The organism is Comamonas denitrificans (genome assembly GCF_042654745.1).
GTDB lineage: Bacteria > Pseudomonadota > Gammaproteobacteria > Burkholderiales > Burkholderiaceae_C > Comamonas > Comamonas denitrificans.
In genome coordinates this window covers 58,462-78,869 of the sequence record NZ_JBHSEY010000056.1, presented here as the reverse complement: position 1 = coordinate 78,869, position 20,408 = coordinate 58,462, and the positions used below count along the sequence as shown (strand labels likewise).

The following is a 20,408-nucleotide window of genomic DNA, read 5'->3' as shown; positions in this document are numbered from 1 at the left end:
TGAAATCGTTTATTCACCAGCGGAAACAGCTATTTATTTAACAAAACCATCACCCAAAAAACGGTGGCCGGGGCAGCTGCTCGCGCAAAATCCCCCACGGGCTGCGGCCACTCAATTGCGCCACGATGGCCGCCTTCAGCGGTGGCAAGTGCTGCGCCCCCTGCAGCACGATTTGGCGCAGCAGCTTGGGGGCCGGGCGCGCATCGGTAAACAGCTTGACCACGGCGTTGGTGCCCTGAAACAGCGGCCAGGCATGCCGGTGCTGGCTGCGGCTGTAGGCGGCCAGCACACTTTCGTGCCCCCAGTCCTGGCCCGCATGGTAGGCACTGGCGACGGCGCTGCTTAAGCGCTCCACCCCCGACAGCCCCAGGTTAAAGCCATGCGCCGTCACCGGGAGCATGCCCACAGCGGCATCGCCCAGCAAGGCAAAGCGTGGCCCGCTGAACTGGCGGGCATAGGTGGCCACCAGCGGGTAATGGTGGCGCGGGCCGACCAGCTCCATCTCGCCCAGGCGGTGCTGGAAATGCGCCTGCACCTGGGCGCTGAAATCCTGCTCATCGAGCTGCATCAGGCGGGCAATGTCCGGGCTGTCGCTGGTCACCACCGCCGAGCACAGGAGATCGCCCGTGGCCGGGTCGGGCTGCAGCGGCAGGATGGCCAGCGTGCGCTCGTAGCCAAAGCACTCGTGCGCCACGTCATGGTGCTCCAGCGTGTGGCGCATGCGGCAGACGATGACGCCGCGGCCAAAGTCCGTCATCTGCGCTGCCACGCCCAGCATGCGGCGCACGGCAGAAAAGCGGCTGTCCGCCGCAACCACCAGCGGCGCGGACAGGGGCGGCGCATCCACCCGCACGCCCCCTTCGTGTACCTGGTAGTGCACTTGGGCGCACTGCGCATGCCGCACCACCTGGGTGACGGTGGCCCCGGTAATCAGCCGGATGTTGTCATGCGTTTGCGCGGCCTCAAACGCCGTGCGGCGCAGGGCGCAGTTGGGCACGATGCGGCCCAGCTCGTGCATGTCCTGGCCCACGGTGTCGATAGTGAGCGTCGGGCGCGCGCCCACCGGGCCATCGTGCACGATGGCCTGGCGAATAAAACCTTGCTCATGCGCCAGCAAGCGCTGCCAGGTGCCCAAGCGCTGCAAGGTCTGCACGCTGGGCTGGGTCAGGGCAATTTCGCGGCCATCAGGGGCCGGCTGGGCCAAAGCAGGCAGGCTTTGCTGCTCCAGCACCGTGGCGTGCAAACCCGCGTGGGACAAGGCCAGGGCCAGCGACAAACCTGCAGGCCCGGCACCTACGATCAAAACATCGGTATCCATAAAAAGGCGCAATCAGAAGCAAAAGAGGGAACAAAAAGAAAACAGCCACCCCCCAGCACCACAGTCGCAAAACCCGGTCAGAGGGCACCAAAAGCTGGCGGCTATTGTCCCCGCTTCTGCCCCCAGAGGCAGGAACACCACAAACGCCCCTGCCCCGCTTGCAGCCGATGCGAACAGGCAGGGTACACTTGCGCTTCGTGCGTCTTGGGCGCCCTTTTCCCTCACCGTCTTTTCACGTAAACATGGCCGCTGATACTCCCAGTGCTGTCCACTCTTTCGACCTGAAAAGCGCCGAACTGCCGGTGCTGGCCGTGACTTTGCGCAGCACCGAGGTCGAGCAGGTGATTGCCGACTTGGCCCGCCGCTTGGCCGATGATCCGGATTTTTTTGATAACGACCCGGTACTCATCGACTTGCAGCACGTCCAGCACCACCCCGAGCCCATTGACTTTGCGCGGCTGATTGCCGCCTTGCGCCACCACCGCACCCGCCCGGTGGCCGTGCGCAGCGGCAGTGCTGCCCAAATGCAAGCGGCCCATGAAGCCGGCCTGGTGCCCGCCCCCGATGCCACCATCGCCCGGCCCAAGGAGCGCATTCGCGAGGTGGAGGTGGAGGTCATTCGCGAGGTGCCCATCCCCGTTGAAGTGGTGCGGGAAGTGCCGCTGGAGGTCATTCGCCCCACCATGGTGATCGACAAGCCCCTACGCTCGGGCCAGCAGGTGTACGCCAAAGGGGCCGATTTGGTCGTACTGTCCATGGTCAGCTTTGGGGCGGAGGTGATTGCCGATGGCAGTGTGCATATTTACGCCCCCTTGCGCGGCCGCGCCGTCGCTGGTGCCCGAGGCGATACCGAGGCGCGGATTTACACTACCTGCATGCAGCCACAACTGCTTTCTATTGCCGGCACCTACCGCGCACTAGAAACCGATTTACCCCCGGATGTAGCGGGCAAGCCCGCACAAGCACGCTTGGAGGGGGACAAGCTCATCATTGAGCCCCTGGCCTCTTTGTCCTGATAACTACTGCAAATTTACATTTGCCCCTAGGAACCCTGCTCTATATGGCCAAAATTATTGTGATCACTTCCGGCAAAGGCGGAGTGGGCAAAACCACCACCAGCGCCAGCCTTGCCGCAGGCTTGGCCCTGCGTGGCCATAAAACCGTCGTGATTGACTTTGATGTGGGTCTGCGCAACTTAGACCTCATCATGGGCTGCGAACGGCGCGTGGTGTACGACCTGATCAACGTCATTCAAGGCGAGGCCAACCTGCACCAATCCTTGATCAAAGACAAACAGTGCGACAACCTGTTCATTTTGGCCGCTTCGCAAACCCGCGACAAAGATGCCCTGACCGACGAGGGCGTGAAAAAAGTGCTGGACGATCTTGCCGCCATGGACTTTGCCTACATCCTGTGCGATTCGCCCGCCGGCATTGAAAGCGGCGCTTTGCTGGCCATGCGCTACGCCGATGAGGCCATAGTGACCACCAACCCAGAAGTCTCCTCCGTGCGGGACTCCGATCGCATCTTGGGCATGCTCAGCTCCAAAACAAACAAAGCCAAAGACGGCGGCAGCATCAAAGAGCATTTGCTCATTACGCGCTACAACCCGGCCCGGGTCGAAGAGGGGCAAATGCTCTCGATTAAAGATGTTGAAGACATTTTGCGCATCCCCCTGGTGGGCGTGATCCCCGAATCTGAAATCGTGCTGCAAGCCTCCAACCAAGGCATTCCCGTCATCCACATGCCCGATGCCGATGCCGCCCAAGCCTACCAAGATGTGGTGGCCCGACTGCTGGGCGAAGAGCGCCCGATGCGCTTTACCGAGGCGGTAAAAACCGGATTTTTCAAACGCATTTTTGGCGGGAGGTAAGCAGCCATGTCGATTATTTCCATGCTGCTGGGCGAAAAGAAAAAATCTGCGGCCATTGCCAAAGAGCGCCTGCAAATCATCCTGGCCCGCGAGTGCGTCAATGGCAGCAGCGCCGAACCCGACTATCTGCCCGCACTGCAGCGCGAATTGATGGCCGTGGTCTCCAAATATGTCTCGATCAACCCCGAGGACATCAAAGTCAATTTCGAGCGCCAAGACAATCTGGAAGTGCTCGAAGTCAAGGTCGAGTTGCCAGAAGCCCCCGCCACGGCACGCTAACCACCCACCTGCAGGGGCTAGCGGCAAGGTCCATCGGACGGCGCTGCCAAGCGCAGGCCCAATTGACCTGCGTGGTAGAGCAAGGGCGCAACGCTTTGGTGTTGGCACTGCAGCACTTCGCCCACGATGATGAGGTGGTCGCCCCCGTCATACTGGTAGCGCAGCGCACATTCAAACACGGCCCCGGCCCCCGGGATAATTGGCACCCCCTGGGCATTGGCCTGCCAGCCCACCCCGGCAAAGCGTTGCTCCACTTTGCTGGCAAAACGCCGTGCCAGCGCCTCTTGCTCCAGCGCCAGCACGTGAATAGCGTAGTGCTGGCAGCTTGCAAACACCGGGTACAGCGAGGTCGCACGGCCCAGGCTCCACAACACCAGCGGTGGATTGAGCGATACCGCATTGAAGGAGCTCACCGTCATGCCCACCGGCTGGCCGGCGGCATCCACCGTGGTCACAATCGTGACCCCCGTGGCAAATTGCCCCAAGGCATCGCGCAGTTGATGCTCAGAAAACGGGACAGGGCAATCGGGAAGGGACATGGGCCAAGCTTTCAAGAAAGTGCAGGTGTTCGGATTTTTTTTTGGATAAACCAATAATTATCCAAGGTCTGCACAAACTTAGAATCACCCCTATGCTGCATTACCTGACCATTCCTGTTACCGCCTTTCAACAAAACTGCTCTTTGCTGTGGTGCGACCAGACCCACGAAGCGGCCCTCATTGACCCCGGCGGCGATATCGACACCCTATTGGCCCAGCTCCAGGCGCAGCAGCTCACCCTCACCGCCCTGTGGCTAACCCACGCCCACATCGACCATGCCGGCGGGACGGCGGCCCTGGCCCAACAAGCCAATGTGCCCATCATCGGCCCCCACCGAGGCGACCAGTTCTGGATTGACGGCCTGCCCCAACAAAGCCTGATGTTTGGTTTTCCGCCTGCGGGCACCTTTATCCCCACGCGCTGGCTGGAAGATGGCGACACCGTGCAAGTAGGCCGCGAAACCCTGCACGTGCGCCACACCCCGGGCCACACCCCCGGCCATGTGGTGTTTCATGCCCCGCAAATTCAGCGCTGCTTTGTCGGCGATGTGCTGTTTGCCGGCAGCATTGGCCGCACGGATTTTCCGCAAGGCAACCACCAGCAACTGATCGACAGCATCACCCAGCGCCTGTGGCCTATGGGCAACGACACCATCTTCATCCCCGGCCATGGCCCCGAGAGCAGCTTTGGCCAGGAGCGCCTGACCAACCCCTTTGTCGGCAACACCTGAAAGCCAGCCGCCCCCCAGCAGGGCAAATTTACGGGTTTGGCCCCTTTTGAGCGCCACCAAAGCCCGATAAGCTGCAGTTTTCGTTTGATCCCAAAGGGCAAGAAGCATGTTTTGGCGCCAATGCGGCCACTGGCTGACGGCAGCGGTCATCGTGGTGACCGGCTGGGGGCTAACCTATGGCTTGGTAGAGCAGCAGCGCCAGGCCAACGCCACCCTGGCCCAGGTGCGCTTTACCCAAGAGGTGCGCTCCTCGACCGATGCACTGTCCCAGCGCATTGCGGCCTACACCGAGTTCACGGCCGGACTGCGCGATCTGTTTCTGGTCAATCCCTACCTGCGTTTTGACCAGTTTCAGCAGGTCACATCGATTCACAACGTCGGGGAAAATTACCCGGAAATACGCTCTTTGTCCTTTGTCCGCCGGGTGCCCCAGCAGGCGCTGCCCGCCTATGCCAAGCGCATGCAGGAGCAGGCCTTGCGCACTGGCATGGCCTTGCCAGCCATGCCCAGCGCAGTGCGTGAAGAATACTTCTTGCTAGAGTTCCTCTGGCCGTTGGACAACAACCAAAGCATCTGGGGGCTGGATCTGACCGAGCAACCCAACAACCTCGCCGCCCTGCTGGCTGGGCGGGCCAGCGGCCAGCCGACAATTTCCGCCCCTTTTATCCTGAAGCAAGACAAAGAGCGCTCGGGGTTCATGCTGCGCTTGCCGGTTTTTCTGGAAACCCCCCAGCCCTGGGGCACTGCGCAAGAGCGCGAGTTCCTCGGCTCGGTCGGCTCCGCCGTCGATGTGACAGCAATGCTGGGCAGCCTGGCAGCACAAGGATTTTTCCGGGGTGTGGCCGTGCAGATGCACGATATCGGCCCGCTGCCCCAGAAGCCGGCCACGGCCCCCTTGCTGCTGGGCCAATCCAGCGGTTTTACCTCTGCCCTGCAGATGCGGCACCTGCCACCGCAGGTGCGCATTGTCCAAATTCTTGACCGGCGTTGGCGCTTGGAGTTTTTACCCACCCAACCGCTGCTGTCTGCGGCCGAGCGCATGCAGCCTTGGTGGCTGGGCGCAGGCGGCGGCTTGCTGTCGTTGTTGCTGGGGGGCTTTGTCAGCTGGCTGGTGCGCCGCCATGCGCGGGCCTTGAAGACCAGCGAGGCCAACTTCCAAGCCATCTTTAACCAAGCCACCGTGGGCATCGCGCTGGCCGATACGCAAACTGGGCACTTGCTGCAAACCAACGCCCGCTGTGCCCACATTTTGGGCTACACCGCGCAGGAGCTGGCCACCCGGTCTTTCCAAGAATTGGTCGATCCCCAGGACTTGTCCCAGGCCATGGCCCAGCAGCAGCGTCTGCTCAAAGGGGAAATTCATGAATACCGCATCGAACAACGCATGCGCCACAAGGATGGGCACACCATCTGGGTCGATGTAAACATCTCCCCCATGTGGCCCACCGGCCAGGCCCCCACCTACCATTTGGCCGTGTTGCAAGACATTACCGCCAAGCACCAAATTCAAGAGATGCTGTGCCAGCGTGAGGCCCAGCAACGCAACATCTTGAACCACATGCCGGTGGGCATTCATTGGGTCGAGAAAAACAACGCCATCACCTTCCGCAATGCACGCTTCATTCAAATCAGCGGCTTTGATGCCGCCACCGTCCCGGATCTGCCCACCTGGTGGGCCAGCGCCTACCCCGACCCCGTGCTGCGCGAACAAGTACACGCCCAGTGGGATGCGGCCCTGGCACATGCCCGGGACGGGGATGGTTTGATTCCTCCTGCGGAGTACCACATCACCCGGGCCGACGGCAGCCCCTGCATCTTGGAAATTTCCGGCGTGCTGTTGGGCGATGCCCAGCTGGTCATGACCCAGGACCTGACCCAGCGCAAAGCGGCCGAGGAAAAAATTACCTACTTGGAGTACTACGACCCCCTTACCCAACTGCCCAACCGCCGCCAGCTTTTAATGACCTTGCGGCACACCTTGACCGCCAGCGCCGAAGAAAAAACCTATGGCGCAGTGCTGATGCTGGACATTGACCATTTTAAAACCGTCAATGAAATCAAAGGCCATGAATCGGGCGACACCTTGCTGCAGCAAGTGGCCGAACGTCTGCGCAGTTGCGTGCAAAAAGGCCCCGCCGTCGCCCGCCATGGGGATGATGAGTTTGTGGTGCTGCTAGACCACCTCTCCCCCCTGCCGGGCGAAGCCGTCACCCTGGCCGAGCGCATGGGCCAGCGTATTTTGGAAGTCTTTCGCGCCCCCTTTATCTTAAAAGGCGAGCCTTACCACACCACTGCCAGCGTGGGCATCACCTTGTTCCAAGGAACCCAGCCGCCGGCCGACGAACTGCTCAAACGCGCCGATCTGGCCATGTACCAAGCCAAAACCGCTGGCCGCAATACGCTGCAGTTCTACTCCCCGAATATGCACATGGCCATTCAAGAGCGTGTGCAAATGGAAGCCGAAATGCGCACCAGCCTGGAGCAAGGGCATTTCGAGCTGTTCTTCCAACCGCAGGTGCATGCCCACCAGGTCATCGGTTGCGAGGCGCTCATTCGCTGGCGCCACCCCGAGCGCGGGCTCATCGCCCCCGGCCTGTTCATTCCCCTGGCCGAAGACAGTGGTCAAATTCTGGCCCTGGGGCAGTGGGTGCTGCAAACGGCCTGCGCCCAGCTGGCCGCTTGGGCCAGCAACCCGCACATGGCGCACCTGAGCATCGCCATCAACGTCAGCCCCCGGCAGTTTCACCAGCCCAATTTTGTCGAACAAGTCATTGCTGCCATTACCCAAACCGGGGCCGATCCACGCGCCCTGGAGTTGGAGCTAACCGAAGGTCTGCTGCTGCACGATGTGGAAGACACCATCGAGAAAATGCTGCAACTCAAACGCCACGGCATCGCGTTTTCACTCGATGACTTTGGCACCGGCTACTCTTCGCTCGCTTATTTGAAGCGCTTACCGCTGGACCAGCTAAAGATTGACCAGGGTTTTGTCCGTGATGTCCTTACAGACGCGAACGATGCTGCTATCGCCCGCACCGTGGTGGCCCTGGGCACCAGCCTGGGCCTGCGCGTGATTGCCGAAGGGGTAGAAACCGCCGCCCAACGCGACTTTTTGCAGCACAACGGCTGCACCACCTGGCAAGGCTACTACTTCAGCCGCCCACTGCCCGTGGCCGAGTTTGCCGAGTGGGTGGCGCAATTTGGCAGTGCGCATCGGCCCACCGGCGCCCCCACCCAACACCGCTAGCCAGCGCACGCGCCAGCCGCGTGCGCTTAGCCGTCGAGCTTGGCTTTCAGCAGCGCATTCACCTGGGCCGGATTGGCCTTGCCCTTGCTCGCCTTCATCACCTGCCCGACCAGGGCGTTAAACGCCTTGTCTTTACCGGCTTTGTATTGCTCCACGTTGGCGGGGTTGGCGGCAATCACCTCGTCGATGATTTTCTCCAGCGCGCCGCTGTCGTTCATTTGCTTCAGGCCCTTGGCTTCGATGATCTGGTCGATTGCCTGCAAATCATCGGACAATTTGACGGTGTCTTCGATGAAGTCGCGAATCGTACGAGTACCGTTTGCGTTAGTAGTGATTGAGGGTTGCGTCGTGTTCGCCTCCCACAGCGCCTCAAACACTTGCTTGGCGGCGTTGTTGGAAATGGTGCCGTCCTGAATGCGGCCAATCAGCGCGGCCAGCTGCGCGCTGCTGACTTTGACCGCCTCCATGCCGATCTCTTCTGTATTCAGGCGGCGCGAGATTTCGCCCATCACCCAGTTGCTGGCCAGTTTGGGCTGGCCGCAGGCTTGGGCCGCCTCTTCAAAGTAGGCGGCCATGGCTTGCGACTGGGTCAGCGTGGTCGCGTCGTACTCGGGCAGGCCGTACTGCTGGACAAAGCGCTCGGCCATGGCGCGGGGCAGCTCGGGCATGGCGGCCTTGACCTGCTCAATCCATTCGGGGGCAATGACCAGCGGCGGCAGGTCGGGGTCAGGAAAGTAGCGGTAATCGGCCGCATCTTCCTTGGTGCGCATGGCGCGGGTTTCGCCCGTGTCTGGGTTGAACAGCACCGTGGCCTGCTCGATGGCGTAGCCGTCTTCGAGTTGCTCGATTTGCCAGCGGATTTCGTAATCAATGGCCTGCTGCATGTTGCGAAACGAGTTCAAATTTTTGATCTCGCGGCGCGTGCCCAGCGGCTGGCCCGGCTTGCGCACGCTGACGTTGGCATCGCAGCGAAACGAGCCTTCTTGCATGTTGCCGTCGCAAATGCCGATCCAGGTGACGATTTTGTGCAGCTCTTTGGCGTAGGCCACGGCCTCCAGCGAGGAGCGCATGTCCGGCTCGGTGACAATTTCCAGCAGCGGCGTACCGGCACGGTTCAGGTCAATGCCCGATTCGTTGGGGAACAGGTCGTGGACGGATTTGCCCGCATCTTCTTCCAAGTGGGCGCGCACCAGGCGCACGGTTTTTTTCTCGTCGCCCAAATAAAAGCTGACCTCGCCGCCCTGCACCACGGGGATTTCAAACTGGCTGATCTGGTAGCCCTTGGGCAGGTCGGGGTAGAAATAATTTTTGCGGGCAAAAATGCTGCGCGGGGCCACGTGCGAGCCCAGGGCCAGGCCCAGCTGGATGGCGCATTCGACCGCCTTTTTGTTCATCACCGGCAGCGTGCCGGGCAAGGCCAGGCAGACGGCGCTGGCCTGGGTGTTGGGCTCGGCGCCAAAGGCGGTGCTGGTGCGGCTGAAGATTTTGCTGGCCGTGGCCAGTTGGGCGTGGGTTTCAAAGCCGATGACGACTTCGTAACCGTTGATCAAAGGGGCAGTCATGGTGTGCAATCTTTAAAGGAGCTGCTGGCGCTTGTTTTTCAATGTTTTCAAGTGTTTTTATATTAAAAACAACGAGTATCAAGCGCAAACAGCTATAAATTAAATACTCTTGGGCTCGGCCTGGTGAAAATCGGTGACCTGCTGGAAGCGGTGCGCCACATTCAGCAAGCGGCCCTCTTGCAGGTAGTTGCCAATCAGCTGCAGGCCCACCGGCATCTGGTGGGCCCCCCAACCGACCGGCAGGCTCATGGCCGGCAGCCCGGCCAACGAGGCCGGCAGGGTGAACACATCGGCCAGGTAGCTGGCCAGCGGGTCGGCCTTGTCGCCCAACTGCCAGGCCACGCTGGGGGCCACCGGCCCGGCAATCACGTCGCAATCCTTGAAGGCGGCCTGGAAGTCATTGGCAATCAAACGGCGGATTTTTTGCGCTTGCAGGTAGTAAGCGTCGTAATAGCCTTCAGACAGCACGTAGGCACCAATCATGATGCGCCGTTGCACCTCGTCACCAAACGCTTCGGCACGCGATTTTTTGTACAAATCCTGCAAATCCACGGGGTTGGCCGTGCGGTGGCCGTAGCGCACGCCGTCAAAGCGCGAGAGGTTGGAGCTGGCCTCGGCCGGGCTGATGATGTAGTAGGCCGGCACCGACAGCTGGGTGCGCGGCAGTTGCACCGGCACCAGCGTGGCACCGAGTTTTTCGTATTCTTTCAGCGCTGCGTCGATGGCCGTGCGCACATCGTCGGCCAGGCCGTCGGCAAAGAACTGGGCGGGCACACCAATGCGCAGCCCTTCGATGCTGTCACCCAGCTGGCGGGTGAAGTTCTCGGCCGGCACGTCCAGGCTGGTGGCATCGCGCTCGGCATCGGGGCCGCACATTACCGACAGCAGCAGGGCGCAGTCTTCGGCGCTGTGCGCCATGGGGCCGGCCTGGTCGAGGCTGGAGGCGTAAGCAATCATGCCGTAGCGGCTGGCACGGCCATAGGTGGGTTTGATGCCGGTAATGCCGCAAAAGCTGGCCGGCTGGCGGATCGAGCCGCCGGTGTCGGTGCCCGTGGCCGCCGCCACCATGCGGGCGGCCACCGCAGCGGCGCTGCCGCCGGACGAGCCACCGGGCACGCGCTGGGTGTCCCAGGGGTTGCGCACCGGGGCGGGTGCGTCCATGCCCACGGGGGCGATGGCGGCGCTTTCGTTGCCGTTGCCCATGGCAAATTCATCGCAGCTCAATTTGCCCAGCGTGACGCAACCGGCCTCGGCCAGGCGGGTCACCACCGTGGCATCAAACGGTGAGCGGTAACCGGCCAGCATGCGGCTGGAGGCGGTGGTGGGAAAGTCGCGGGTGACAAACACATCTTTGTGCCCAATGGGCACGCCCGCCAGGGGGCCGGCTTGGCCAGCGGCCAGGGCGGCATCTTGCGCCTGGGCTTGGGCCAAGGTGATGTCTTCATCCAGCGCCAAAAATGCGCCCAAGGCCTGCTGGGCTTTGGCGCGCTGTAAAAAGTGCTGGGCCACCTCGGTGGCGCTGGTGTGGCGGTTGCGAATCTGCGCGGCCAGGGCCGCAATGCTTAAATGGTGCAAATCTTGGGTGCTCATAAAACTAGCCAGGCGCTTGTTATTCGATGACTTTGGGAACCAGGAACAGGCCTTGCTCGGCCGCCGGGGCGTTGCGCAAATAGGCATCGCGCTGATTGGTCTCGGTGACCACATCGTCCTGCAGGCGCAGCTGCACGTCCTGCAGCACGGCCACGGGGTGGGTCAGCGGCTCGATGCCCGCCGTATCAACGGTTTGCATCTGCGCAACCATGCCGAAAAAATCATTCAACTGGGTGCGCATTTGCTCGCTTTTTTGCGGGGAGAGTTCCAATCGCGCCAGATGGGCAATGCGGTCAATGTCGTGAGGGGTGAGGGCCATAGTGCAATTCAAAATAAAACGGGCGTGCAACGGGACGTAACGTCTGCTGCAGCAATGCCATTGGGCCTGAGCTGTTCACAGGCGATGCGGTATTATCTTGCCTTTGCGCAAAAAGCCCCTTCTTTGTGCGCGCAAATGCGTAAAACCCCTCCCTCTCTCTCTGACTCTCATGACCCGGCGATGGCAAGCCGAAGCGCGTGCCGTGCCGAAAAGGAACTTTCTCAATGTTCGGAGCTTTCCGCCGATATTTCTCCACCGATTTGGCCATTGACCTCGGTACCGCCAACACCTTGATTTACGCCCGCGACAAAGGCGTGGTGCTCAACGAACCCTCGGTCGTGGCCATCCGCCACGAGGGTGGCCCCCACGGCAAAAAAGTGATTCAAGCCGTGGGCCGCGATGCCAAGGCCATGCTGGGCAAGGTGCCCGGCAATATCGAAGCCATTCGCCCCATGAAAGACGGGGTGATTGCCGACTTTGTCATCACGGAGCAGATGATCAAGCAGTTCATCAAAATGGTGCACCCGCGCAACGTCTTGGCCCCCAGCCCGCGCATCATCATCTGTGTGCCCTGCGGTTCCACCCAGGTGGAGCGCCGCGCCATCAAAGATGCCGCTGAGGCCGCAGGGGCCGCAGGGGTCTTTTTGATTGAAGAGCCCATGGCCGCCGGCATTGGCGCCGGGCTGCCGGTGTCCGAAGCCTCGGGCTCGATGGTGGTCGATATTGGCGGCGGCACCACCGAGGTGGGCGTGATCTCGCTGGGCGGCATGGTGTACAAAGGCAGCGTGCGCGTGGGCGGCGACAAATTTGACGAATCCATCATCAGCTACATCCGCCGCAACTACGGCATGCTGATTGGCGAGCCCACGGCCGAGATGATTAAAAAAGAAATTGGTAGCGCCTTCCCCGGTACCGAGGTCAAAGAAATTGAAGTGCGCGGGCGCAACCTGTCTGAAGGCGTGCCGCGCAGCTTCACTATTTCTAGCAACGAAGTGCTCGAAGCCCTGAACGAGCCGCTCAACCAAATCGTCAGCGCGGTCAAAAATGCGCTGGAGCAAACCCCCCCGGAGCTGGGTGCGGACATTGCCGAGCGCGGCATGATGCTGACCGGCGGCGGGGCGCTGCTGCGCGATTTGGACCGCTTGCTGTCCGAGGAAACCGGACTGCCCGTGCTGGTGGCCGAAGACCCCCTGTCCTGCGTGGTGCGCGGCTGTGGCATGGCGCTGGACCACCTCGATCGCCAAGGCGGCATCTTCACCAGCGAACCATGAGCCTGCGCACCCTGGAAAGGGATGCACCCTCGCTGTTTAAAAACCGCCTGCCTGCGCCTACGCAGTTGGCGGTTTTTTGCGCTCTTTCCCTCGCCCTTATGGTGGCTGATGCCCGGCTACAAATCACGGCCCCGTTGCGCCAGGCGCTGGCCACGGTGCTCTACCCGGTGCAATTGGCACTGCTGCAGCCGCTGCGCTGGATCAGCGACAGCGCCGACTACCTGGAAAAGCTGGAAGCGGCCCAAAGGGCTGCCCACGAGGCCGAGGCCAAAATCACCGCCATCAGCCTGCAAGCCCACCAAGCCCAGCTGCTCGCACAAGAAAACCAACAATTGCGCGGCCTGCTCAACCTGCGTGAGCGCTTGCCAGTACCGGCCCAAGCCGCCGAAGTGGTGTACGAATCGCCCGATCGGTATTCCCGCCGCATTATTTTGGACCAGGGCCAAATGGCTGGCATCGTGCCCGGCAGCCCCGTGATGGATGCCGCTGGCGTGCTAGGCCAGGTGGTGCGGGTGCAACCCTTTACCAGCGAAGTGCGCTTGCTGGTGGACCGCGACCAGGCCATCCCGACCGAAGTCAGCCGCACCGGGGTGCGGGGGGTGATGTATGGCCTGGCCTCCAACCTGACCAGCGACACCGTGGAGCTGCGCTACATGCCCAGAGACAGTGATGTGCAGCCTGGCGATGCCTTGGTCACCAGCGGCCTTGATGGCATTTACCCCCCGGGCCTGCCTGTGGCGGTGGTCACGGCGGTCGAGCGCCAAGGTGCCACCGCCTTTTTACGCATTGACAGCCAGCCCCTGGCCAAAATGCAGGGCACCCGCCATGTGCTGGTACTGACCCCGCGCAACAGCGTCTTGGCTGCCGAGCGGCCCATTGCCCAGGAATTGGCCACGCTGAGCCAGTCCAACGCCGATGCCAAGAAAAAAGCCCGCGACGACAAATCCGCCCAGCGCCGGGCCACCCCCGCAGCCCCCCCAGGGCAGGAGAGACAGCCATGATCATGCCGCGTGGCGAGCAGCTTTTGCTCCCAGCCAGCCCTTGGTTTATTGGCCTGAGCTTGTTTTTGGCGCTGGTGGTGAATTTGCTGCCCACCAGCAACTGGATTTGGATGCCAGATCTGTTGCTGCTGGTGCTGGCTTTTTGGGGCATCCACCAGCCCCAGCGCGTGGGCATGGGCGTGGCGTTTTTTCTGGGCTTGCTGATCGATGTCCAGCAAACGGCTTTGCTGGGCCAGCATGCGCTGGTGTATGCGCTGGTGGTGTTTGTCGGGCAAAACAGCAGTCGCCGGTTGCTGTGGTTTTCCGGCTGGAAGCAAGCCTTGCAAATGCTGCCCGTATTTTTTGGGGCCCATTTGCTGCAAGTGCTGATTCGCCTGGCCGCTGGCGGAATCTTTCCGGGTTTTGGCCTGGCCTGGGCACCGGTGCTCGAAAGCTTGCTGTGGCCTGTGGCCGTGGCGGTTTTGCTCGCCCCCCAGCGCCGCGCCCCCGTGCACGACAATGAACGGCCTTTGTAAGCTGCGCACAGGACGCGAAGGGATGGGAGCGCCGCCATGGCCAGTCGTTTAAATTTTCGCAGCCTCTACACCCAAGCCGAAACACAAAGCTTTCGCCTGCGGGTGTTGGTGCTGGGGCTGGTCGTCTTGCTGCTGTTTGCGCTACTGGCCTACCGTTTGTCTGTGCTGCAAGTGCAACGCTACGCGGCTTTTTCCGAGCGGGCCGAGAGCAACCGCACCGCCGTGGTGCCCATCGTGCCCAATCGCGGGCGCATTGTGGATCGCAATGGCATTGTGCTGGCCACCAACTACTCGGCCTACACGCTGGAGATCACCCGCTCCCAGGTCGAAGACCTGGAGGCCACCATCCAGGCCATCTCTGAAATCGTCCCCATCAGCGCCCGCGACCGCCGCCAGTTCAAGCGCTTGATGGCCGATAGCAAAAGCTTCGAATCCATCCCCCTGCGCAGCCGACTGACCGACGAGGAAGTGGCCCGCTTCACCGCCCAGCGCTGGCGCTTTCCCGGGGTGGATGTCAAAGCCCGCTTGTTTCGCACCTACCCCTTGGGGGAAGTGGCCGGCCATGTGGTGGGCTACATCGGCCGCATCAACACCAAAGAGCAGGAGCTGATCGACGAATCCGACGATGCCGCCAACTACCGTGGCACCGAAGTCATCGGCAAACTGGGCATTGAGCAAAGCTACGAAAAACAACTGCACGGCCAAACCGGCTGGGAGCAACTAGAGACCACCGCCGGCGGCTTTGCCGTGCGCCGCCTGAACAGCCGCGATGCCATACCGGGCGACACCTTGGTGCTGAGCCTGGACGTGGGCCTGCAAAAGCTGGTTGAGGACCTGTTTGGCGAGCGCCGGGGGGCCTTGGTCGCCATCGACCCGCGCAATGGCGAAGTGCTGGCCATGGTGAGCAAGCCGGGCTACGACATCAACTTGTTCATTGGCGGCATTGACCAGGAAAACTGGGACCTGCTCAACACCTCCATCGACCGCCCCTTGCTCAACCGGGCCCTGCGGGGCACCTACCCGCCCGGCTCCACCTACAAACCCTTCATGGGCTTGGCGGGGCTGGAATCGGGCAAGCGCAAGATCGACACCACCATCCAAGACAACGGCAGCTGGACCTTTGGTGGCCACACCTTCCGCTCGGGCCACCCCAATGGGCCGACCAATTTGCGCCGCTCCATCATCAAATCGTCCAACGTGTACTACTACATGCTGGCCAACGACATGGGCGTGGACTTGATCCACGACTACCTCTCGCCCATGGGCTTTGGGCGGCCCACCGGCATTGACCTGGAGGGCGAATCCCCCGGCGTGCTGCCCAGCATGCAGTGGAAGCGCAACACCTACAAACGCCCGGAACAAAAACGCTGGTACGCCGGGGAGACCATTTCCCTGGGCATTGGCCAGGGCTACAACCACTTCACCATGCTGCAACTGGCCCACGCCACGGCCATGCTGGCCAACCGGGGCGTGCAACACCAGCCGCATTTGGGCCTGGGGCGCATTGATGCCGTCACGCGGCAATACCACGCCTTGCCGCAGCCGCCGGGCCTGTCCCTAGGCTACAAGCCCGAAAACATCGAGGCCGTGCGTGAAGCCACCCAAGCCGTCACGGTAGAAGGCACCGCACGGGGCATTTTTGCCGGCGCACCGTACACCTCGGCAGGCAAAACCGGCACCGCCCAGGCCGTGACCATCGGCCAAAAAGAGCGCTACAACGCCGCCAAACTGGCCGAGCGCCAGCGCGACCATTCGCTGTACATCGCCTATGCCCCCGCAGACCAGCCCGAAATCGCCCTGGCCGTGATTGTGGAAAACGCGGGTTTCGGGGCCACCGCCGCCACCCCCATCGCCCGGCGCGTGTTCGATTACTGGCTGCTGGGCCACTACCCCAGCGAGCAAGACTTGGCCGCCAGCCGCCAAGGCCTGGCCCGCACCCCCATCGGCACCCCACGCCGCGCCGCCGACATGCTCAACCACTACGAGCGCGTCAGCGTTCCGGGCCTGTCACCGCGCGCCATCCCCTGGGTGCCCCCTGCGGCTGCGGCCAAGGCACCGCCAGCCCCTGCCCCCGAAGAGGTCGCCCAAGATAGCGCTGGTGGCGCTGCCGAGGACTAAGAACGTGTTCACGTTCTAATGGGGGGCCACCGCCGCGCGCCCCCTGGGCTTGGCGGCCTGGGGCGCACTGGCAGGCGCACTCCCCCACTGGCTGACCATCAAGGCACTAACCAACAACGCCGCCCCCAGCATGGCCTGCGCGTGCATGCGCTCACCAATCCACCACCAGGCGGTGATGGCGGCAAACACCGGCTCCAGCCCATAAATAATGGCGCTGCGCGTGGCATCCACCCGCTGCTGGCCCCAGGCTTGCAGCACCACCACGCCCACGCTGGCGACCACCGCCAAATACCCCAGCGAGAGCCAGCTGCCCCAGGGCAAACTGCGGGCCACGCTGAGCAAAGGCTGTGCTTCCATCCCCAGGGCCACCAGCACACTGCAGGCGCACATGGTCAGCGACACCACGGCCGCCAACCGCGTGGCGCGCAGCGGCTGCTGGCGGTTGCGCAGGGCGCACAGCTCCAGCGTCAAAATAAACAAGGCAAAAAACACGGCGCTGGACAGGGTCAGCGTATCGCCCCAGCTCCAGGCGCTGTCCTCAAAAAACATCAGCTGCAAACCGCCCAACGCCAAGGCACAGGCCAGCGCAATCGCCCAGCCCATCGGGCGGCGCAACACCACCCAGGCCAGCAGCGGCACGATCAACACATTCAAGCCGGTAATAAACGCATTGCGGTTGCTGCTGATCAGCGCCAAGCCCTCGGTCTGCAACCAAAAGGCGATGAAATTAAGCAGTCCCAGCACCAGCCCCCAGCGCCACTCCGCCCCCCGCAGCCGCACAAACAGCGGCAGCAACGCCACGCTGGCCAAGCCAAAACGCAGGGCCAAAATGTGCAACGCCGGCACATCGTTGGCCAGCAATTTCATGGCTGGAAAGGTTGTCCCCCACACCAAGGTCACGCTCAGCAAAGCCAGCACCCCGGCGTAGCGAAAAGTGGCAGTAGAAGTCATACAAGTGGCCAAAATCATCATAAACAATAGCTTGTACCGCTTATTAAATGTCATTTTTTATACAAAACTCAAATAAAACGACTATATACAAGCGGTACCAGCTATTTAAATTGCATCCATCCCCGTTTTCACAATCAGGCCACCGACCACCACAATAAAGATCACCCGCACAAACCCCGTGCCATGGCGCAGGGCCAGCCAACTGCCCAGCACACTGCCCAGCACATTGGCCAGCGCCAAGGGCACGGCAAAGTGCCACCAAATATGGCCCTTGGCGGCAAACAGCAGCAGGGCGGCAATATTGGTCGATAAATTGAGCAACTTGGCACTCACCGAGGCATTGAGAAAGTCATACCCCAAGGTGCGCACCAACAGAAAAACAAAAAAGCTGCCCGTACCCGGCCCAAAAAAGCCATCGTAAAACCCAATCACCGCCCCAATGGCCGCCGTGCGCCACTGCTCTTGGCGGCCCTGAAACAGCGGCGCATGGGTGCGCCCCAGCTCTTTTTTGGCCAGGGTATAGACCAGCAAAACCAGCAAAATCAGCGGCAGCAACTTGCGCAGAAAGCTCGGGTCAATCAGCGTCACGCTCCAGGCCCCGGCAAAAGCCCCGGCAAAGGCCGCCGCAATGCCCGGCCACAGCGCCGACCAGCGCACCGCAACGCGGCGGCTGTACTGCCACGAGGCCACCGCCGTGCCCCAAATGGCGGCACTTTTATTCGTGCCAAACAACGTCGCTGGTGCCGCCCCCGGAAAAACCGCAAACAACGCCGGCAGCAAAATCAGCCCGCCGCCGCCCACGATGGCATCGACCATGCCCGCCAGGGCCGAGGCCAGGGTAACAACTATCCACTCCATCACGCACCAAAAAGAAAAGCGCCGGATAAACCGGCGCTATGGAAAAAATCTACACCTCATGACGGGCGCTTGGATAAAAATTTCTAGTTATGGATCGAGTTGTCTCCTCGGGCCCTCCACGCGCTGTTGTCTCGCAGCGCTAGAAGTGCCGCCAATGTAACCGCAGACAAGTCTTCTATAAGACAGAGTTTTCCCTAGGGTGCAATCGTCAGTAACGATGCCCCGGATCGCCAGCCAGCCAACGGCCAGGTCAGCCCCGCAACAATTTGTGCTAAAACCACCCCCCTAATGACCGACCCCACCCCCCGCCTTGAGCCCCAAACACACGCCGCAGGCCAGCATATTGTGCTGCTGGGCCGCTGGGGGGCCGCCGAATTGGGCCAGCGCGGTCAATGGCAACGCCTGCAGCGCCAGCTGGCCGGGCATGGCACGGCGGCCGTGTGGGATTTGACGCAGCTGGCCTGGCTGGACCACCTCGGGGCCCAGTTGCTGTGGCAGCACTGGCAGGGCCAGTGGCCCGCGCAATTGCACACCCACCCCAGCCAACGCGCCATGCTCGAGCGCGTGGCCCGCTTTGCCAGCGCCACCCCCCCGGCGCAGCGCCCGTATTACTTTGGCCGTTCGATTGAGCATTTGGGCACCTTGGTGCTGGCCGCCTTGGGCCATGGCCGCGACATCTTGCTGCTGATCGGGGGCTTGTGGCTGGATGCCCTGCGCCTGTTGCGGGCCCCCCACAAGGGGCCGTGGCGTGATTTTTCTGGCCACCTGTTCAACATGGGGGCCACGGCCCTGCCAATTACCGCCTTGGTTGGTTTTTTGATTGGCGTGGTGCTGGCCTATTTGATGGCGCTGCAGCTGCGCCAGTTTGGGGCCGAAGCCTTTATCGTAAATATTTTGGGCATCTCGCTGATTCGGGAGCTGGGGCCCCTGCTGGCCGCCATCTTGGTGGCCGGGCGCTCGGGCTCGGCCATCACGGCGCAAATTGGCGTGATGCGCGTCACCGAAGAGCTGGATGCCATGCAAGTCATGGGCATTTCGCACGGCTACCGCTTGGTGCTGCCCCGGGCCATGGCCCTGGCACTGGCCATGCCCCTGGTTAGTTTGTGGACCACGCTGGCGACCTTGCTTGGCGGCATTGTGGCGGCCGACCTGACCATGGGCATCTCCCCAGCCTACTTCTGGCAAGCCCTGCCCAGCGCCGTAGAGGTCAGCAACCTGTGGCTGGCCAGCACCAAGGCCATGGTGTTTGGGGTGTGGATTGCGCTGATTGGCTGCCACTGGGGCCTGCGCGTGCAGCCCAACACGCAAAGCCTAGGAGCGGGCACGACCGCCTCGGTGGTCAGCTCAATCACCATGGTGATCATCGTCGATGCGATTTTTGCCGTGGCCTTCAAGGATGTGGGGTTCTAAGCATGACCAGCCCGTCCGACGTGATGATCGACATCGACCAGCTGTGGAGCATTTTTGGCCAAGGCGAGCAGGCCTTTGCCGTCCACCAAGATTTAAACCTGCAGGTACACCGGGGCGAAATGCTGTCCATCGTTGGCGGCTCGGGCACTGGCAAAACCGTGCTGCTGCGGCAAATTTTGGGGCTGCTGCAACCGGGCAAAGGCCGGGTCACCACCTTGGGCCGCCCCGCCGCCGAGTTGTGCCGCGCCGGGGCCTCGGCCCGCGTGGGCATGTTGTTTCAGCACGGGGCGCTGTACTCGGCGTTCAGCGTCCTGGACAACATCGCCTTTGCCCTGCGCGAGCAAGGCGGCCTGCCCGACGCCGTGGTGCGCCAGGCGGCCATGATCAAGCTGCAAATGGTGGGCCTCAAGCCCGAGCACGCCAGCCGCAACCCGGCCGATCTGTCCGGCGGCATGATCAAGCGCGTGGCGCTGGCGCGGGCGCTGATCATGGACCCGCCACTGCTGCTGCTGGATGAACCCACCGCCGGCCTGGACCCCACCAGCTCGGACGAATTTTGCGCACTGCTGCGCCAACTGCAGGCTGATTTGGGCCTGACCGTGGTCATGGTCACCCACGATCTGGACACCCTGTTTGCCCTGTCCAGCCGCGTGGCCGTGCTGGCCGAAAAGCGCGTGCTGGTCAGCGGCACGGCGCAGGAAGTGGCGCAGTTTGAGCACCCCTTTACCACCACCTTCTTCCAGGGCGAGCGGGGCCGCCGGGCCATGGCCCCAGCGCCCAGCGCCACCCCCCTTGCCGCCCCGGCATCCGCCTAACAAAGGAGCAA

18 protein-coding genes are annotated in these 20,408 nt (G+C 62.1%); 11 read left to right on the top strand and 7 right to left on the bottom strand.

Annotated features, from left to right (window positions below):
• Positions 1-49: 49 nt before the first annotated feature.
• Positions 50-1,318: a 5-demethoxyubiquinol-8 5-hydroxylase UbiM gene (gene ubiM / locus ACFO24_RS11925; RefSeq protein WP_377738545.1), complete on the bottom strand. Its 1,269-nt coding sequence runs from the start codon at positions 1,316-1,318 to the stop codon at positions 50-52.
• Between the two features lie 242 nt (positions 1,319-1,560).
• Here ubiM and minC point away from each other — a divergent pair, with 242 nt between their 5' ends.
• Genes minC through minE form a run of 3 tightly spaced genes read left to right on the top strand, consistent with a single transcriptional unit; the run spans position 1,561 to position 3,470 of the window.
• On the top strand, positions 1,561-2,334 hold the full coding sequence (gene minC, locus ACFO24_RS11920) for a septum site-determining protein MinC (protein ID WP_207574057.1): 774 nt from the start codon (positions 1,561-1,563) through the stop codon (positions 2,332-2,334).
• Between the two features lie 44 nt (positions 2,335-2,378).
• Positions 2,379-3,191, top strand: a complete 813-nt coding sequence (minD, locus tag ACFO24_RS11915) for a septum site-determining protein MinD (protein WP_377738544.1) — start codon at positions 2,379-2,381, stop codon at positions 3,189-3,191.
• Between the two features lie 6 nt (positions 3,192-3,197).
• On the top strand, positions 3,198-3,470 hold the full coding sequence (minE, locus tag ACFO24_RS11910) for a cell division topological specificity factor MinE (RefSeq protein WP_207574055.1): 273 nt from the start codon (positions 3,198-3,200) through the stop codon (positions 3,468-3,470).
• Positions 3,471-3,487: 17 nt separating this feature from the next.
• Here minE and ACFO24_RS11905 read toward each other — a convergent pair whose 3' ends face one another.
• Positions 3,488-4,009: a flavin reductase family protein gene (locus tag ACFO24_RS11905; protein ID WP_377738543.1), complete on the bottom strand. Its 522-nt coding sequence runs from the start codon at positions 4,007-4,009 to the stop codon at positions 3,488-3,490.
• Positions 4,010-4,101: 92 nt separating this feature from the next.
• On the opposite strand from ACFO24_RS11905, the gene ACFO24_RS11900 reads away from it, so the two are divergent.
• A complete protein-coding gene (locus ACFO24_RS11900; RefSeq protein ID WP_377738542.1) occupies positions 4,102-4,740 on the top strand; it encodes an MBL fold metallo-hydrolase in 639 nt (212 codons plus the stop codon).
• Positions 4,741-4,846: 106 nt separating this feature from the next.
• Positions 4,847-7,987, top strand: coding sequence for a bifunctional diguanylate cyclase/phosphodiesterase (locus ACFO24_RS11895; RefSeq protein ID WP_377738541.1), 3,141 nt, complete (start codon positions 4,847-4,849; stop codon positions 7,985-7,987).
• Positions 7,988-8,013: 26 nt separating this feature from the next.
• Here ACFO24_RS11895 and gatB read toward each other — a convergent pair whose 3' ends face one another.
• From gatB to gatC, 3 genes are all read right to left on the bottom strand, one after another.
• Positions 8,014-9,549, bottom strand: a complete 1,536-nt coding sequence (gatB, locus tag ACFO24_RS11890; RefSeq protein WP_377738540.1) for an Asp-tRNA(Asn)/Glu-tRNA(Gln) amidotransferase subunit GatB — start codon at positions 9,547-9,549, stop codon at positions 8,014-8,016.
• 99 nt (positions 9,550-9,648) lie between these two features.
• The gene (gene gatA, locus ACFO24_RS11885) at positions 9,649-11,139 is read right to left on the bottom strand and encodes an Asp-tRNA(Asn)/Glu-tRNA(Gln) amidotransferase subunit GatA (RefSeq protein WP_377738539.1); all 1,491 of its coding nucleotides are present in this window, start codon (positions 11,137-11,139) and stop codon (positions 9,649-9,651) included.
• Positions 11,140-11,158: 19 nt separating this feature from the next.
• The gene (gene gatC / locus ACFO24_RS11880; RefSeq protein WP_207574049.1) at positions 11,159-11,458 is read right to left on the bottom strand and encodes an Asp-tRNA(Asn)/Glu-tRNA(Gln) amidotransferase subunit GatC; all 300 of its coding nucleotides are present in this window, start codon (positions 11,456-11,458) and stop codon (positions 11,159-11,161) included.
• Between the two features lie 224 nt (positions 11,459-11,682).
• On the opposite strand from gatC, the gene ACFO24_RS11875 reads away from it, so the two are divergent.
• The 4 genes from ACFO24_RS11875 to mrdA are packed head-to-tail and all read left to right on the top strand — an operon-like array spanning position 11,683 to position 16,363.
• Positions 11,683-12,729, top strand: coding sequence for a rod shape-determining protein (locus ACFO24_RS11875; RefSeq protein ID WP_207574048.1), 1,047 nt, complete (start codon positions 11,683-11,685; stop codon positions 12,727-12,729).
• Positions 12,726-13,730 (top strand): rod shape-determining protein MreC, encoded by a 1,005-nt coding sequence (mreC, locus tag ACFO24_RS11870; RefSeq protein WP_377738538.1) that lies wholly within the window; start codon positions 12,726-12,728, stop codon positions 13,728-13,730. The genes ACFO24_RS11875 and mreC overlap by 4 nt, the downstream gene beginning before the upstream one ends.
• On the top strand, positions 13,727-14,245 hold the full coding sequence (gene mreD / locus ACFO24_RS11865) for a rod shape-determining protein MreD (protein WP_377738537.1): 519 nt from the start codon (positions 13,727-13,729) through the stop codon (positions 14,243-14,245). Before mreC ends, mreD begins: the two co-directional genes overlap by 4 nt.
• Before the next feature lie 36 nt (positions 14,246-14,281).
• Positions 14,282-16,363: a penicillin-binding protein 2 gene (mrdA, locus tag ACFO24_RS11860; RefSeq protein WP_377738536.1), complete on the top strand. Its 2,082-nt coding sequence runs from the start codon at positions 14,282-14,284 to the stop codon at positions 16,361-16,363.
• Between the two features lie 15 nt (positions 16,364-16,378).
• Here mrdA and ACFO24_RS11855 read toward each other — a convergent pair whose 3' ends face one another.
• Both ACFO24_RS11855 and ACFO24_RS11850 read right to left on the bottom strand, forming a co-directional pair.
• Positions 16,379-17,314: a DMT family transporter gene (locus ACFO24_RS11855; RefSeq protein ID WP_377738535.1), complete on the bottom strand. Its 936-nt coding sequence runs from the start codon at positions 17,312-17,314 to the stop codon at positions 16,379-16,381.
• Positions 17,315-17,419: 105 nt separating this feature from the next.
• Positions 17,420-18,172 carry a sulfite exporter TauE/SafE family protein gene (locus ACFO24_RS11850; protein WP_377738534.1) on the bottom strand — a complete coding sequence of 251 codons (753 nt, stop codon included), beginning with the start codon at positions 18,170-18,172 and terminating at the stop codon, positions 17,420-17,422.
• Positions 18,173-18,460: 288 nt separating this feature from the next.
• On the opposite strand from ACFO24_RS11850, the gene ACFO24_RS11845 reads away from it, so the two are divergent.
• Together ACFO24_RS11845 and ACFO24_RS11840 are read left to right on the top strand one after the other, a co-directional pair.
• Complete coding sequence (locus tag ACFO24_RS11845; RefSeq protein ID WP_207574042.1) at positions 18,461-19,582, top strand: MlaE family ABC transporter permease; 1,122 nt, start codon at positions 18,461-18,463, stop codon at positions 19,580-19,582.
• A 2-nt stretch (positions 19,583-19,584) separates the two neighbouring features.
• Positions 19,585-20,397 (top strand): ABC transporter ATP-binding protein, encoded by an 813-nt coding sequence (locus tag ACFO24_RS11840; RefSeq protein WP_377738533.1) that lies wholly within the window; start codon positions 19,585-19,587, stop codon positions 20,395-20,397.
• Positions 20,398-20,408: the final 11 nt, after the last annotated feature.